The sequence below is a fragment of the Streptomyces sp. NPDC048288 genome, assembly GCF_043201555.1.
Lineage (GTDB): Bacteria > Actinomycetota > Actinomycetes > Streptomycetales > Streptomycetaceae > Streptomyces.
The window spans coordinates 247,197-262,273 of record NZ_JBICZD010000015.1 but is presented as its reverse complement, the minus strand read 5'-3'; the positions used below and the strand labels follow the sequence as shown (position 1 = coordinate 262,273).

Sequence of the window (15,077 nt, the reverse complement as noted above, 5' to 3'; positions counted from 1 at the left end):
ATCGCCGCTGCGTTGATCAAGGTGCCTGGTAATAGGTGGGATTGATGCTCGCACGATAGGCACTGGTCAGGTACAGCGACTGGATCGACTTCTCGAAGATCTTGAAGGGTAGCTGGATCCAGAACTCGGCGAAGCCCTGGCGGTGGAAGAGCCGGCTGCCCGCGCTCATCACGAACACGTTCTTGACCAGGCCGGTGGTGGCCGCCGTGGTGACCGAGGCGGCGGCGTTGATCCCGCCCTCCCAGACCGCGTCCCCGCCGTGCAGCCTCACCGTCTGCCCGTCCGCGTTGGTCACACCCCACACGGCCGCGTTCATGCTGCCGTTGACCCAGCCGGACAGCGCGCTGCTCAGGACACCGAACGAGAAGTCGTACATACCGCCCCGCCAGCGGGTCGGTGTCTCGTTGCCCGCCCACTCGTTGACCCAGGTCTTGTCGTGGTTGAGCGGCCGCCGGGTCCACGGCTTGCCGCCGTCGATGTTGGCGATGCCCGCCTTGAACTGCCCGAGCTTCTCGAAGCCGAGGGCCCGGTTCTCGTGCACCGCCGTGCTCAGACCGGTCTTGATGGTCGCGCCGACCGCCGCGTTGGCGAACGACTTCAGCGCGTCCTTCCCGGTGAACGGCTTGTTCTGGACAGCCGCCACGATCCCGTTCACGGCGAGGTTCGCGCCGAACTCCAGGATGAACTCCTGCCCGAACTCCAGCGCCGCCTTCTTCGCCACGCTCCGCCAGTACGGCTCGTAACGCGCCTCGCGCAGCGCCGCGTTGCCGTCCGGCAGCACCGTGCCCGACCACGGCATGCGCTGCGCCTCACGGGTGGTGCGGCCCCAGCCGCGGATCTCGGTGAGCGCGCCGCGGAAGTCGTACTCGTTGCCGACCAGCCGCCAGGTGTTGAACGTGTCCCGCTCGAACACCAGGCCGTTGGCGGTGCGTTGGCCGATCAGGTCGCCGTTCCCGTTGTAGCGGTTCCACTGGCCGCGCCAGGCGTCGGTCTCCAGGAAACCGCCGCCGTCCGCCTTGCGCTCCCGCACCACGCTGCCGTGGTCGAACTCCTTCCACACCGAGCCTGCCGGGGTGTTCTGCGTGACGGTCGTGCTGTACGCCCGGACCCGCAGCGGTCCGCCGTTGTGCAGCGGGGTCTCGCGCAGCACGGTGGGCGCCGCCTGGCCGGGGACACGCAGCTCGTCACGGAAGTGGCGGGCGCCTTCGGTCCACCGGTCCTGCCAGGCACGGCCGTTCCACCAGCGGCGGACCTGCTCGCCGTTGCCCATGGCGACGGGCGTGCCGTTGCGTTCGTGGGTACTGACGCGCCAGTCGCCCTGGTTGTCCCGCCAGGCGTCGACGTACCGGCCGGAGTCCAGCATCCGGCGCTCGCGGACCAGGTTCCCGTTGCCGTCGTAGTCCCGGTAGGAGTCGTCCCAGGGCAGCCGCGAGTCGTTCGAGCCACGGAAGAACTCCCGCCGCCCGCTGCCGACTTCGGCGCCCTGGGCGTCCAGCTCACGCCAGGTCCAGCGGCCCGAGTCGGCGCGGCCGGAGCCCTCGACCACCCGTCCGGCGGTGCCGTCCGGATTGGCGTGGCCCTGCCCTACCAGGTTGCCGTGCGGATCCCGGTCCACCCAGGTGCGGTCACCGGTGAACTCCCGCACGACCCCGTTGGGGCGGCCCTCGCGGGCGGTCCGGGTGCCGCCGCCTGCGTCCTGGTAGAGGTCCTGCCAGAGCCTGCCCTGCGGGTCGTTCGCGAGCGGTTCGCGGTAGCCCCTGAGGTTGCCGGCCTGCCAGGGGTGGGCGGCCGGATCGGCCGGGGCGTGGCCGGGGCGCGCCGCGTGGTCGCCCACCTTCAGGGAGGTGCCGTCGTGCAGCTTGCCGCTGAACCGCGCGAAGGTGCCGTCGGCTGCCAGGTCCAGGGCGCTGCCGTCCATCCCGACGTACCGCACCCCGGAGGTGGTGGCGCCGTCGCCCGCCTCCTTCGTCCAGGTGAACAGCTGGTAGGTGTCGTCGCCCCGGACATGCGCGTACGGCGGTCGGGTGTGCTCGGCGCCGGCCAGCCAGCGGGTGCGGACCCAGGTGGGCGGGCGCTGCTCGCGCCAGCGGTCGGTGGTCAGGAAACCGTCGCCGAAGGCCTCGTGCCTGCCGACCTCCTTGCCGTGCGGGGAGTGCCGTTCCCAGGTGGCCCGGAGGGAGCCGTCGGCCGGGTTCACGGCGTGTTCCTGGTACTGGCCGGCCCGCTCGGGCCATTCGGCCATGCCCCACTGCTGCTGGGCGATCCGGCCGTCCGCGGTGCGGTCGGTCCAGCCGCTGCCGACGCGCTCCCGGGTCCGCGGACCCGAGGCGATCACCCTGCCGTCGCCGTCGTAACGGTGCCAGGTCCAGGCCCCGTTGCCGTCGTCGACGCCCAGGGTGTGGCCGGTCCGGCCGTTGAACTTCTGCAGCCCGTCGCGGTACTCGCGCACCGTGCGGCCCCAGCCGTCGGTGTCGCGCCAGCCGGTGCCCGCCGTGTCGTAGTGCCGGCTGCCCGTGCCGACCGGAGTGCCGGTGTCGTCCCAGCGCACCCAGTGGGTACGGGGGTTGGTGCGGGCGAAGTCGATCGTGTCGGTCCGCCGGAAGGAGTCGACGACGTCGCCGGAGGCACCGGGCAGCACCCGGCGCTCGAAGACCGGCACCTGCTTCTTGGTCGAGCTGAGCAGCTTGATGTGGCCGCCCGCCGCGCCGGACAGGTCGGCGGTGCCGTGCTGGAAGGAGCCGGCCGCCACCGGCGCACCGGACCTGGTGGTGCGCTCCCAGGTGTTCGTGGTGTGGTCGACGACGTACCGGTACTGCGTCGGCCGCCCGTTCTCCAGCACGTTGAAGCCCTGCCGGGCCACGCTGCCGTCGGCGGCCAGGTGCACGAACTCGCCGCGCCGCGGGCTGGTCCGGTCGTCGAACACGATCCGCGTGGTGCCGTCGGGCCGCCGCACGGCGTCCCAGTGCGCGAGCCTGCCGCCCGCCGCGTCCTCCAGCCAGGCGCCGGGGTGCTGCGCGGTCGGCGGCTCCACGACGAGGTGGCGTCCGCCGTGGCCCACGGGCAGCGGGGTACCGGTGGCCGTGACAGCACCCTGGTGGTCGTAGCGGGTGAATGTCCCGTCGGCCAGGGTCGTTTGGTGACCGCCGTCGGGCAGCGGGACCGTCTCCTGGACGAACCGCCCGGTGTTCTGGTCGAAGACCTGGTTGCCGCCGCCGGGGCGGGCGACCTCGATGCGGCCGGCCGCCGGGTCGAGAGTGACCGCCCGCGCCGCGTCCGGCGCGAAGGTGTCGTCCAGCCAGTGCGGAGCCCCCACGAGCGGCCGGTCGAGATGCCCGGCCGGTACGCCGTCCCGGCCGGTCAGCCGCAGCCCGTCGCCCGCGAGGTCGCCGTTGGGCGCGAAGGTGCGGTGACCGGTGTCGTGGACGGTGCGGAAACCGCCGTTGTTCGCGATCGCGGTGACGGCGTCGGGCAGCGGGTTGCCGTCGGCGTCGGTGAGACGGAGGCCGCCGGCGCCGTCGGGCTCGGCGAACCGGGCGCCGCGTGGCCCGCCCGCCGGGTCGGCCAGCGCGGTCGAGGTGCCCACCGGGCGGCCCTGGGTGTCGTACAGCACGGACTCGCCCGTGACGTCGTCGATCGTGCGCGGCCGGTTGCCGCCGACCGCGACGACCCGCTCGGGCAGCGGCTGCCCCGCCGCGTCGGTGAGCCGGTGACCGCCCGCTCCGTCCGGTACGACGACCCGGCCGCCGCGCGCGTTCGCCGCCGGGTCGAACAGCGCGAGGCCGGTGTCACGGTAACTGCCGTCGGGCGTGAACCTGCTGGTCGCGCCGCTCGTCCCGTCGGTCACCCGGAAGCCGGAGCCGCCGGGCAGTGCGGTGACCGTCTGGGGCTGCCGGGCACCGGACGCGTCGGTCAGGGTGAAGCGGCCCGTGCCGTCGTCGGCCAGGAACCGCTCCCCGCGCGCGCCCCGCGGGTCGGTCAGCGCCACACCGGTCTCCTGGAGGCGGCCCTGGCCGTCGTGGCGTACGGACACCCCGGTCGTCTCGTCGGTGACCCTGACGCCGTTCCCGTCACCCAGGTCCTGCACCCGCAGGTCGAGACGGTCGCCCGCGAGATCGGTGACGTGGATGCCGGTGCCGTCGGCGACCCGCACCCGGTCGGCCTCGGCGGGGACGCCGTCCCGGCCGGTGAGCTGGACGCCCTCGTCGAGATGGAGACCCCGGGCGTCCACGCGCCGGGTGACGCCGGTGTCGAGATGGGTGATCCGGGTGGCGTCGCCGGGCAGCGCGAAGGCGGTCAGCCGGTCCGCTCCGGGGCCGTCCACGGTCAGGGTCCCGCGCGCTCCGTGGCCGTTGATGTCCGTGTGCAGGCGCAGCCCGGTCGGCCCGCCGTCGGCCCCGTGCAGCGGCATCTCGTACGCGGTCCGGTCGCCGTTCGCGGTGTAGGTCTCGACGGTGTCCGACTGGGTGTTCCGGACGTCGAAACCGCCGTCCTGCCGGACGACGACCGTGTGCGTCGGGTCCGGGTGCAGGTGCTGGTCGACCATCCGCAGCGTCACCGCGTTGTCCTGGCCCACGCTCCGCTCGATGGTCAGGCCGTTCGGCCCGCTCACGCCCGAGTTGTTCAGCGCGATGTGGTCGACCGCGGGCGGGGCGGTGTCGGGCAGCGTGTCGTCCTTGCCCGCGCCGAGCGTCGCGCCGCGGCGGGTGGCCCCCAGCTGGATCTCCTGGACCCGGGCCTCGATCGCGGTCGGATGGATACCGAGGTCCTCGAGGTTCGTGTAGGCGGTCCGGAACCGCTCCTGAGCTGAGATCAGCTCGTGGTTGAGCTGCACGTCGTATTCGCTGACACCCCGAGAGCCGCTGGCTCCGCCCGGCGCGGCGCGCAGGTCCTCGACCCGGTTCAGTTCGACCCGGGCGGACGACAGCTCGACCCAGGCCTCGTGGAACGGCCTGCCCTCGCCGCCCAGCAACTCGTCGAACCCAGCCGAATCCTCCGCCCACGGCGTCTCCCCGGGCTGCCGGGAGGGGACGGCCGGGCCCTTGCCACGGTTCGGCCGGGCAGGTGCGGCGGGGGTGGTGTCGGCGTCGGGCCGGACGGGTGTCGCGGGGGTGGTGTCGCCGTCGAGGCGGACGGGTGCCGGTGGGGTCGTGTCGCCGTGTGGCCTGGCAGGCGCGGCGAGGGTGGTGTCACCGGTGTTCCGGAGCGGCGGGGTGGCGTCCAGCAGGCTCAGCGCGTCGTTCTGCCGCCGGACCTGCGCGGACCGGTCCAGGCCGTCGAGCGTCGTCTGGAGCCTGGTCTGCGTGTGCGGCGTCGTGCCGCCGGTGGCTAGCGCGGTACGGATGCGACCGGCCAGCCCGTCCCCGTCGCCGCCGAGCCGCCGGAAGTCGTCGAGCAGCCGGTACGCGTCCGCCTCGGCCCGCACCTGGTTCAGCAGCTGTTCCACTCCGGCCCGGCGGACCGAGTCCGGCCGGTCCCGCAAAAACTGCCGTGCGGCGCCGGCCAGGTTGTCGAGGGCCTGGGCCCGCTGCGCCAAACGGCCGGCGGGGACGTCGTGGAAGGCGGCGAGGGCGCGGTCGACGTACCGGATCTGCGAGCGGGCACGGATGCCGTTCTCCCGGTACGTGTTACGGCGGAAGGCGGCCCGGTCGAGGAGGTCGGGAGCGGCCGGGTGCGCGGTGCCGGGCGTCGGTGTCGTGGTGGTGTCGCCGGTCCGCCGGGGCGGCCTGAGCATGTCGTCCAGAACGGAGTCACCGAGCCGGGTGCCGTCCCTCGGGGGCACGGGGGCGAAGTCGCCGCCGTCGCCGTGGTGGGGCGCGGCCGGGTGGACGTCGTCGAGATGCGATGCCGGCGCGTTGGGTTCGGCGGGGCGGGGTGTGCGCGGCTCGGTGTCGGCGAGGTGCGGTGTGGTCGTGTCGGTGTCGAGCGGGTGTGGCTGGAAGGTCTCCGTCTCGGTCTCGGTCTCGGCGGGACGGTGCGGTGTGGTCGTGTCGGAGAGGTGCGGCGGCGCGGGCTCCACGTCGAGAGGGTGCGTGACGGCGTCGTGGTTCGTGGTGTGGGAGACGGTGGTGTCGCCCTCCTTGACCAGCGGTGGGGCCGTCTCGGTGTCGAGGGGGTGCGGGGCCGGCGAGCCGGTGGTGAGGTCGTGGGGTGCCGGGGCGGTGGTGTCCGGGGTGTGGGGCGGGAGGCCGTTGCCGGTGAGTGCGGGGGCCTTGGTGTCGGGGCGCGAGTGGGTGTGGGGGAGCTGGGGTTCGGTGTGGGACGGGGCCGTGTGGACGTCGGTCGCACCGGACACCGACGGCGCCGCCGCCTTGGTGTCGGAGGCCGGCGGCAGGAACAGCCGGCGGCCCTCGTCCGTGAAGCGGAGGCCGGCGGTGTCACCCTCGACCAGTCCCGCCTTGGACAGGTGCCGGTACGCCTTGTCGAAGTTCGTCCTGCCCAGGTCGACCGCCGCCGTGGTCTGCGCGCCGACCTTGGAGTCAGGCAGGGACCGGAAGCCGTCCGAGTTGCCCAGCGCCCGGATCATCTTCTTCATGTGGTCGTTGATGCCCGGTACGGCCTTGAGCGCGTCCTCGGCCGCCTGCGGGAGTTCGTTCAGGTTGGGGCCGTTCGCCCCGGCGGTCGACGAGGAGGTCCCGGCGCCCTGGCTCTTGCCCGGCCTCGGCTGCCCCTTGGCGCCCTCGGGCCTGTTCTGCGGCTTCAGGGCGTCGAGGCGGGCGTTGATGTCCTTGAGGAGCTGCTCGCGCTGGTCGAGCAGGGTCTTCGCCATGTCCTTGCGTTCGCCGACGGAGGCCCCGTGGAACTCCCGGGTCAGCTTGACCGACTGCTCGGCGTGCGGTTGCGCCTTTCTCAGGTTGTGGCGCACCGCCTTGTTGTTGTCGGTCTTGACGGCGTTGTCCGCCTGCCGCACCTTGTCCGACGCCTCGTCGAAGGCCTTGCCGGCGGCCCGTGCGGCCGGGTCGACCGTGCCGTCGGCGAGATAGCGTCCGTCGCCGTGCGGGGCGTGGACATCCAGCGGCGACGGCCATTCGCTGGTGACACGGCTCCCGCGCGGGTTGATGGGCAGGCCCGAGCCGAACTTCGCCTCGGGGCGGTACAGCTTGGAGATGACCGAGCCCAGCTCGTCCGGATGGGCGCCGTCGGCGAGCAGCCTGAAGACGTCGTCCTTGAAGGCACCCCCGATGGAGTGCACCTCGCGCACCACCGACAGGGCGAGCGCCTCCCGCACGTGCTCGCCGTGGAAGACCTCCTGCTCGAAGGAGACCTGCCGGGACGAGTGGTCGGGGTACTCGTACGTCCAGCGGCCCCGCTTGCCCACCCCGTCGAAGCCCTCGTCGTACTTCGCGCTGCGGACGACGTCGTCACCGAACTTCAGCTGGTTCATCGTGTCGCGGTCCAGCGGGTGCAACTGGTCGTGGAGCGAGACCCAGCCGCCCTTCTCCTCCAGGACCTTGGCGTCGAAGACGAGCGTGGTCGGCCCGTACCGGGTCGTCATCGGCTTGTCGCCGACCTCCATGCGGAAGAACACGAAGTCGTCGTTGCCCAGGTTGGAGACGTTCTTCGCCGAACTCTTGCCGGACGCGAGGAACCTGACGCCCCGGCGGGCCAGGTCGCCCTGGGAGGACATCACACCGCTGTTGGCGATGGCGTGGTAGGCGGGGGTGGCGTGCTTGATCCGGTACGGCAGGTCCTGGAGCTTGTCCCGCAGCTCCTGGAACTTCAGGCGGTCCGCCTCCGGCATCTCCTTCAGCAGCCTGTCCACGTCGGTACGCAGGTCGGCGATGTTGCGCTCGGACAGCTTGCGCACGAAGTCGTGCTGCTGGGACCTGGACAGCTTGTCGAAGCCGTCGAAGTCCTTGAACACCCTCCGCCACTGGTCCTCGGTCCCGGGCAGTACGGCCTTCCACTGCTCCCCGCTGTGCACCTCGCCGAACGCCTGGTTCTCGCGGTAGCGCCGCAGGAGGTCCGGCAGGCCGCGCTGGATCCGTTCCACGGAGGCGTCGGTGCCGAGGAAGCCCTTGAGCACGAGCTTGTCGCCCGGCTTCGCCGCCTTGACGGCGTCGTCGACCAACTCGGCGAGATGGTGGGCCACGGCGGCGACGGGCGTGTGCTGGTTGCGCAGGGTGTAGGTGCCGCCGAAGCGGGCGGCGTCCTTGACGTGACCCTGGAGGGCCGCGTCCAGGTCCTTGGCGGCCTGCTCCAGCCCTTCGGCGAGGCCCTTCAGTTCGCTGTGGGGAGCCGTGCCCGCCTGCACCAGGGACTCCAGTTCGCCGGCGAGCCGCCGTACGGTGACCGACTGCGAGTCGATCTCCTCGCCGGTGCGGATGAACTGGTCCCCGCGGGCGGCGCCGGGCGCGGTGCGGGCCTGGGCGTCCAGACCCAGAGCGTGTTCCTGGAACCGCAGGGCCCGCTGGATGTCACCGGCGCCGGCGAACTGGTCGACCAGCAGGTTGAGGTCGGCCTGGGAGAGCTTGCCGTCGGCCAGCGCCTGCGTCATCTCCTCGTCCAGGCGGACCGTGATCTGCGAGGCCTCTTCGTTCGCCTGGGTCAGGGCCGCCTCCAGGGCCGGGCGCTGATTGCCACCGGCGTTGGCGAGGTTGCTCTCGGCCTGCTGGACGCCGCGCTGGGCCTCGGTGTGCTCGCCAAGGGTCTTGGCCAGCTGTTGCGGAGGCGTCAGTGCGGCGGCCGGCTCCGTCTCGCTGTGGAGGGTCGGGGCGGTGTGCGCGGGCGGCGGAGCCGCGCCGTCGGCGGGCAGGGAGGTGCCGCCGAGCATGCGGGGCCGTTCCTTGAGGCTGAGTTGGCGCAGGGCGTCGAGGTCGGCCTCCATTCGCACCGGGTTGACGTCGAGGTCGGTCAGCCGGGTGTGGGTGGCCTCGTACTGCTGCCGGGCGGTGTCGACCCTGTCGCGGGCGCGGATCTCGGCGACGGTGGGGCCGCTGGAGCTGCCCGCCCGGCCGTTGTGCGGCAGCAGGTCCGCCTCGGCCCGGCCTAGGTCGTAGCGCGCCTGGACATGGTCCCGCCAGGCGTCCCGGCGGGCCTGCCGCAGCGGGTCGTCCGCGTGGCCGAACAGCGCGTCGACGCGCTGCCCGTCCCGGAACCAGGCCTCCTCGATCTGGGCCGGCGTGAGCCGCGTTCCCCGCCCCGGCAGCTCCTGGCCGCCACCGGCACGCGGTGTGTCCGGCCGCGGTGCGGGCGCCGTGTCGGGGGTCCCGTGTGCCGTGCCCGGTACGGCCGTTTCCGTGTCGGCACCGGCGTGGGTGGTCCCCGGTACGGCCGTTTCCGTGTCGGGACCGGTGTGGGTGGTCCCCGGCAGAGCCGTCTCCGTGTCGGGCGTGCCCCGGGTCGGGCTGGGGACGGGGGTGTCCGTGTGTGCCGCGGTGGGGTGGGCCGGGCTCGGCAGCTCCTTGCCCCAGGACGTGGGCGTCGGCAGGGAGCTGAGCAGTTCGTTGTTGTGCAGGACGTGGCCGCGCAGGTCGGCTGCGAGGTCGTTGAAGCCGGTGCCGCTCCACTCCCTGCTGAAGGTGCGGTCGCCGCCGGTGATCGTGACGGAGACCGCGTCGTCGTCCGCCTTGTGGGTGACGGTGATGGTCATCTCGTCCGTGTGGCCGGGCCGGCCGACGGTGAACGTCTTCACGTTCGGGCCGTCGCCGCCCTCCCGCACGACCGCGTCGCCGAGGCCCTCCCAGCGGCGCATCGCGTCCTGACCGAAGGCGCGGCCGAAGTCCTCGAAGGCCTCGCCCGAGTGCAGCCCGGACCACTTCTCGTGGATGAGACCGTCGAGCTGGGCCTGCGGGATCTGCTGGGCGCGGACCGGGATGACGGTGATGCCGTCCTCGACCCGGGCCGGTCCGGTGCGCTCCAGCCGGGTCGGCGAGAGGGTGATCTCCCACTGGTCCTGGTTGAGCGCGAGGGCGTCGTCGGCGGCCTTCTCGTATCCCGGCGGGTAGGCCATGGCGAGCTTGCCGTGGTCGGCGGGGACGTCGATCTCGAAGACGACGCGGTTGCTGTTGACGCCGTTCTTCGCCCACTCCGCCTGGAAGGCGCGGTTGTTGGAGGTCGAGGCGGGCAACCGCTCCACGAACACGTCGGCCTGGGCGGCCCGCGGGTCCATCGACACGCCCCGCCACACCGTCATGCGCTGATTGGGACCCTCGAACATCAGGTCACCGGCGACCTTGTTGAACTGCTCGACCTTGCCGACCAGGCCCGGGTTGGCCTCCAGGGCGCTGGGCTTGACGAAGCCGCCGTACCCCTTCTTCGAGGTGAAGGCGCCGCCGATGACGCCCTGCATGAACAGCTTGACCTCGTTGTCGGTCGCGGCCTTGCCCATGTGGCCGCGGGCCGCGTGGGCGGCCGCGTCCCAGCTGTCGGCGGCCTGGCCGGTGAGGCCGGCCGGGCGCGGGGGCAGGGTGACGTCCGGGGTGGCCGAGCGGACGAGCTGACCGGTGGCCCCGCTGTAGACGTGGCTGCCGGAGGCCGAGGCGATGACGATCTCGCCGTCGGCGCCCAGCTTGGCGGGCCACCGGGCGGCGCCGTCGGCCGGCACGACCGACTTGTCGGTGAGCTTGACCGTCACGCCGGTGAACGGGCCGTCCGCCAGGCGCACGCTCTGGTCGGCGAGCCCGATCCGCATGCCCACGCGCCGGAAGTTCCAGGTGTGGACGACGGCGGTGCCGCCGACGGCCTCCAGCTGCCGGACGACGAAGCCCGTCGGGCCGTTCTTCTCCACGGTGAACAGGCCCGACCGGGCGGCGTCGCCGTGGAGTTGGGGCTGCTCCCCGCGGGGGGCCCGGACGGCGAGTTCGTGATCGCCGGGGACCTTGACGACGTTGCGGTCCTTGAGGAGTTCGTCGAAGGGGACATCGCCGTCGCCGGTGGTGTGGGGCGCGGGCGCCGGGGTGTGCTGGGCGGGCAGCGGGGTGTGGGTCTGCGGCGGAGTCGGTGCGGGGTGCGCCGACAGGCTCTCCGGGGTGTGCCCGGAGCCGCCGGACGCCGACCCGGCCAGGCCCTTGTCGGCGTCCGTGTGGGCGGGCGTGCCGGCGAGGGCGGGGGTGTCGGTCCCGCGGGCGCTGCGGCCGGTGTCGACGAGGTCGAGGGCCGAATGGCCGGGCTGCCCGCCGGGTCCGGGGTGCCCGGAGCCACCGGGGCCGACGGGTCCCCGGTCGTGCGGGGCGGGGGTGGCCGTGAGCCGGTCGGGGGTCGTGGTGTTGACCGTGAGCCGGTCCGGGGCGGCGGGGTTCATGGCCGGCCGGTCCGGTGTCGCCGGGTTGACGGTGAGCCGGTCCGGGGTGCCCGGCGCCGGGTTCGGCGAGCCGTGCGACAGCTGCTCGGGCGGGGTACCGGGGCGCGGCGAACCCGGCTGGTGGACCAGTTCGTCGAGGTGGAGCCGGGTCTGGTTGGCGTGCAGGGCGCTGGTGGTGCGGTCGGCGAGGGTGCTGCCGGTGCCGGGGGCCACGGGGGAGTCCGGTGTGCGGTGGCCGCCGCCCGCGAGCAGGTCGAACGCCGACACATGGGTGTCGACACTCCCCGGCCCGCCGTGCCCGATGCCGGTCGGGGACGGGTGGGCGACGGTGGTGGGGCCGGTGAGCAGGCTGCTGGGGGCCGTCACGTCGTGCGGGGCGCCGGGCGCGGGCGTCGAGTTCAGCGCGGTGTGGGCGACGTTCGTGCCCGGGGTGCCGGTCAGCGTCGTGTGGACGGTGCCGAGGCCGGGCGTGCCGGGCGCGTGGACGGTGCCCACGCCCGGGTTGCCGGTGAGCGCGGAGTGCAGGGTGCCCGGCGTGGGCGAACCCGGCGTGGACAGGTCGCCGAGCGTGGCGGCCAGCGGGGGCGGCGAGGAGTGGGTGCCGGTGAGGATCGAGGTGCCCGGCGCGTGCGTGCTGCCGTGCGCCCCGCCCGGCGTCAGGACGTCACCGGCGGCGGTGACGGTGTGCGGGGTCCCGGGCAGCCCGGTGAGCGTGGTGTGGGCGCCGCCGGAGACCGCCGTGACCGGTGTGTTGGTGATGCCGTGCGTGGCGCCGGGGACCCCGGCCGAGGCGGGCACATGGAGGCCGGAGGCGGTGGTGATGGTCGGCGTGGCACCGGCGCTCACCCCGAGCTGCTCCGAACGCCCGCCCAGCGAGCCGAAGTTCCCCACGTGGACGTTGCCCAGCTGCACATGGGGCATGTCGACCAGCGCGTCCACCGTGCGCCCCGCCTGGACGCCGAAGTTGCCGCGGTGGGCGATCGCGCCCACGTCCCCCAGGTTCAGGGTCGGCGGACGCAGCGTCGAGGTGACGTCCAGATGGGTGCTGGGGATGTTCAGGTCGAGGTTGCGGATGCTGCTCTGCCCGGAACCCGCCCCGAACCGCACCTCGTTCAGCTGGATGCGCGGCATGTCGACCAGGGCGTCGACGGTGCGCGGGTCGACCGGCACCGAGCTGATCGTACGGCCGATGCTGCTGGTGATCGGGGCGCCGAAGACGTGCTGCCCGAGCACACCGCGGTCGAAGAGGCTGATGCGCAGGGCGCGCGCGAAGCCGTACTCGCCGATCTCCGCCGCGTCCACCGGCAGGAAGATCCGCAGCCACTTGGTGCCGCCGAACTCCTGGCCCACCCAGGTCTTGGTCGCCTGCCAGCCCCGCGAGAGGGTCTCGGGCAGCCCGCGCACGAACCCGGGGATCGCCTTGAAGCCCTGCACGACCGTCAGGCTGAGGGAGTTGACACCGTGGCCGATGATGTTGGGCAGGTTGTGGATGCCGTCCAGCACCCACAGGCCGCCCTTGTAGACCCAGGTGCTGCCGAGCCGCACCAGGTCCTTGAGGCCGAGCAGCAGGGTGGTGGGCCGGAAGCCGTTGGTGAACAGGTTGCGCAGGGCCTGGAAGGTGCCCCGGGCGATGTTGGCGAAGCCCTTCGCGAAGGCGCTCGTAGCGACGCCCTTGATGATCTGGAAGATCGGCAGCGCCTTGGTGGTGGGCGCCAGGATGCCGAGTCCGGCCAGGAAGAGATCGAGGAAGCTGGCGTCACCGTTGGCGAAGTCGACGATCGTCTTGATGAAGAGGGTCAGGTTGACGCCGAGGGCGAGCAGCGCGATCGGGCCGCCGAAGATGAGGGCGGGGACGATCAGGATGATCGCCAGCCACTGGAACGCCTCCCAGAAGAGCTGGCACTTGGAGATCGGCAGCTGGATGTCGGAGACGCCGGAGATGCTGCCCGCCGCCGCGGCGGCGCCCTCGCCGTGCTCGGTGCCGGCCTGCCGTGCCGTCGAGGCGTAGGTGTCCCGGTTCGAGTCGTCCTCGGACAGCCCCCGGCCCGAGTTGAGGGCGCCGTCGGCCCGGGACTGGAGGTCGACGAGCTTGTCCGCCCAGGTGGTCAGGGCGCTCGCCGCGGTCTCGAAGGACTGCGCCACGTCCTCGATGTGCCCGCGCAGCCGGTCGTTGACCTTGTCGCGCAGCGCGTTGGCGGCCTCGCCGACGAAGACGCTGTCGCCGGCGGTGTTCATGACCGCGTCGATCGCCGTACTGATCCGCCGGGCCTCGGAACCGAGGTGGTTGAGCTCGGTGGACAGCGTCCGGATCTGGTCGGGATCGCCCGGTGTGGGGTCGCCGTCGAGCCCGATCGCGTTCCAGTCGGTCGGGCGTGGCATACGAGTTCCTCCCGGAAGCTGCGGGCTCGGGGCGGTCACTCCCCAACTGACCACGCCACAGCGGCCGATGCGGTTCACGTGATCTGAGTTACACCCTCCGTTTGCGGTGAACCGGCGGAGCGTGTGCGGCGTGGTCCAACTGACCGGAGTCCCGACGGGGAGGCCCAGGCATGGCCGATTCACTGAAAATCGAATACAACGTCCTGAACGACGCCAAGCGGGACCTGGAGACCCTGGCCGGCGACATCGGCCCGCTGCTCGACAACAGCACGTTCTCCCGGCTGGGCCAGACGGACTACGACGGCTACACCTCCAGCGACGCCCTGACGGTCCTCGGCGACCAGACCCTGGCCGACGCGCTCTCGGGTTTCTACTCCAACGCCAGCAGCACCATGTCCCACGCGGACAAGGGACTCAAGGAACTGGCGGGTGCCTTCGGCTCGGTGGGCGAGGCGTTCCTGTCGTTCGACTCCGAACTGGCCCAGGGCATGGGCATCACGGGCAGCAACCTGGGCCTGCAGAACTACTTCCGGGACAAGGACCTGTGGGACTACAAGCAGTCCCACCTGGACCAGTGCGTACCGGGACCGGACGGCACGATGCCGGACTTCTGCTCCGCGACCGACCCCGGGGACCCGCCGCTGGACCAGACGATCGAGACCGCGCGGGGCAGCGTCCACACGCACCTCACGCTCGACGACCAGCGTCATGTGATCAAGGAGGAGTCGACCGTCACCTACGACGGCAAGACGTACACCTCGGTCACCAACTACTCCAGCGACGGCAACCACTACACCACCGACACCTCGTACCCGGACGGCAGCACCGTCCACTCGGAGACCAACCTCAACTCCGACGGCAGCGGCACGATGGTGACCACCGGCAGTGACGGCGACACCACCCAGTACACCCGCGGCCCCAAGGACGCCAACGGCAACCAGCCGGACTGGCAGAAGGTGGGCGGCGACGAGGACGACGACGGCGGGGAGGACGACTACAACTCCACGCCCGCCGCCTGGTGACCACCCGACAACCGCATCGCGACCGACAGGAACGGACAGGAACCCCATGGCCAGCTACAACGGCATCAACCTCGACTACCACAAGATCGAGGAGGTCGTGAGCCTGCTGCACGACGCCCACGAGAACCTGCTGCCGGTGCTCAGCAACCTGCGCAACCGGGTCAACACCCTCGTCGACGACGGCATGGTCTTCCAGCAGTCCAGCGAGGTCATCCGCACGACCTACAACAACTTCGACACCAGCCTGCTGGCCGCCGTGAAGGGCATCAACGACTTCTCCGAGATGTTCAACGGCATCAAGGAGAACGCGATCCAGTTCGACCAGGGCATCAGCAGCAGCCTGCAGAACAACTCGTAATCCCCCCCCCCCGGGGGGGGGGGGGGGGGGGGGGGGGGGGGGGGGGGGGGGGGGGGGGGGGGGGGGGGGGGGGGCGCGT

General features: G+C 72.4%; 3 protein-coding genes. 2 read left to right on the top strand and 1 reads right to left on the bottom strand.

Annotated features, from left to right (window positions below; translation table 11 throughout):
- Positions 1-16: 16 nt before the first annotated feature.
- Complete coding sequence (locus ACGFZS_RS41695) at positions 17-13,618, bottom strand: hypothetical protein (RefSeq protein WP_393799530.1); 13,602 nt, start codon at positions 13,616-13,618, stop codon at positions 17-19.
- 170 nt (positions 13,619-13,788) lie between these two features.
- Between ACGFZS_RS41695 and ACGFZS_RS41690 the strand changes: the two genes are divergently transcribed.
- Both ACGFZS_RS41690 and ACGFZS_RS41685 read left to right on the top strand, forming a co-directional pair.
- Positions 13,789-14,640 carry a hypothetical protein gene (locus tag ACGFZS_RS41690; RefSeq protein ID WP_393799529.1) on the top strand — a complete coding sequence of 284 codons (852 nt, stop codon included), beginning with the start codon at positions 13,789-13,791 and terminating at the stop codon, positions 14,638-14,640.
- 46 nt (positions 14,641-14,686) lie between these two features.
- A complete protein-coding gene (locus tag ACGFZS_RS41685) occupies positions 14,687-14,998 on the top strand; it encodes a hypothetical protein (protein WP_046730425.1) in 312 nt (103 codons plus the stop codon).
- The last annotated feature ends 79 nt before the right edge of the window (positions 14,999-15,077 follow it).

Bases quoted from the DNA above. Each gene is read 5' to 3' on its own strand.
- ACGFZS_RS41695 (WP_393799530.1), bottom strand. From the start codon at position 13,618: ATGCCACGCCCGACCGACTGGAACGCGATCGGGCTCGACGGCGACCCC.
- ACGFZS_RS41690 (WP_393799529.1), top strand. From the start codon at position 13,789: ATGGCCGATTCACTGAAAATCGAATACAACGTCCTGAACGACGCCAAG.
- ACGFZS_RS41685 (WP_046730425.1), top strand. From the start codon at position 14,687: ATGGCCAGCTACAACGGCATCAACCTCGACTACCACAAGATCGAGGAG.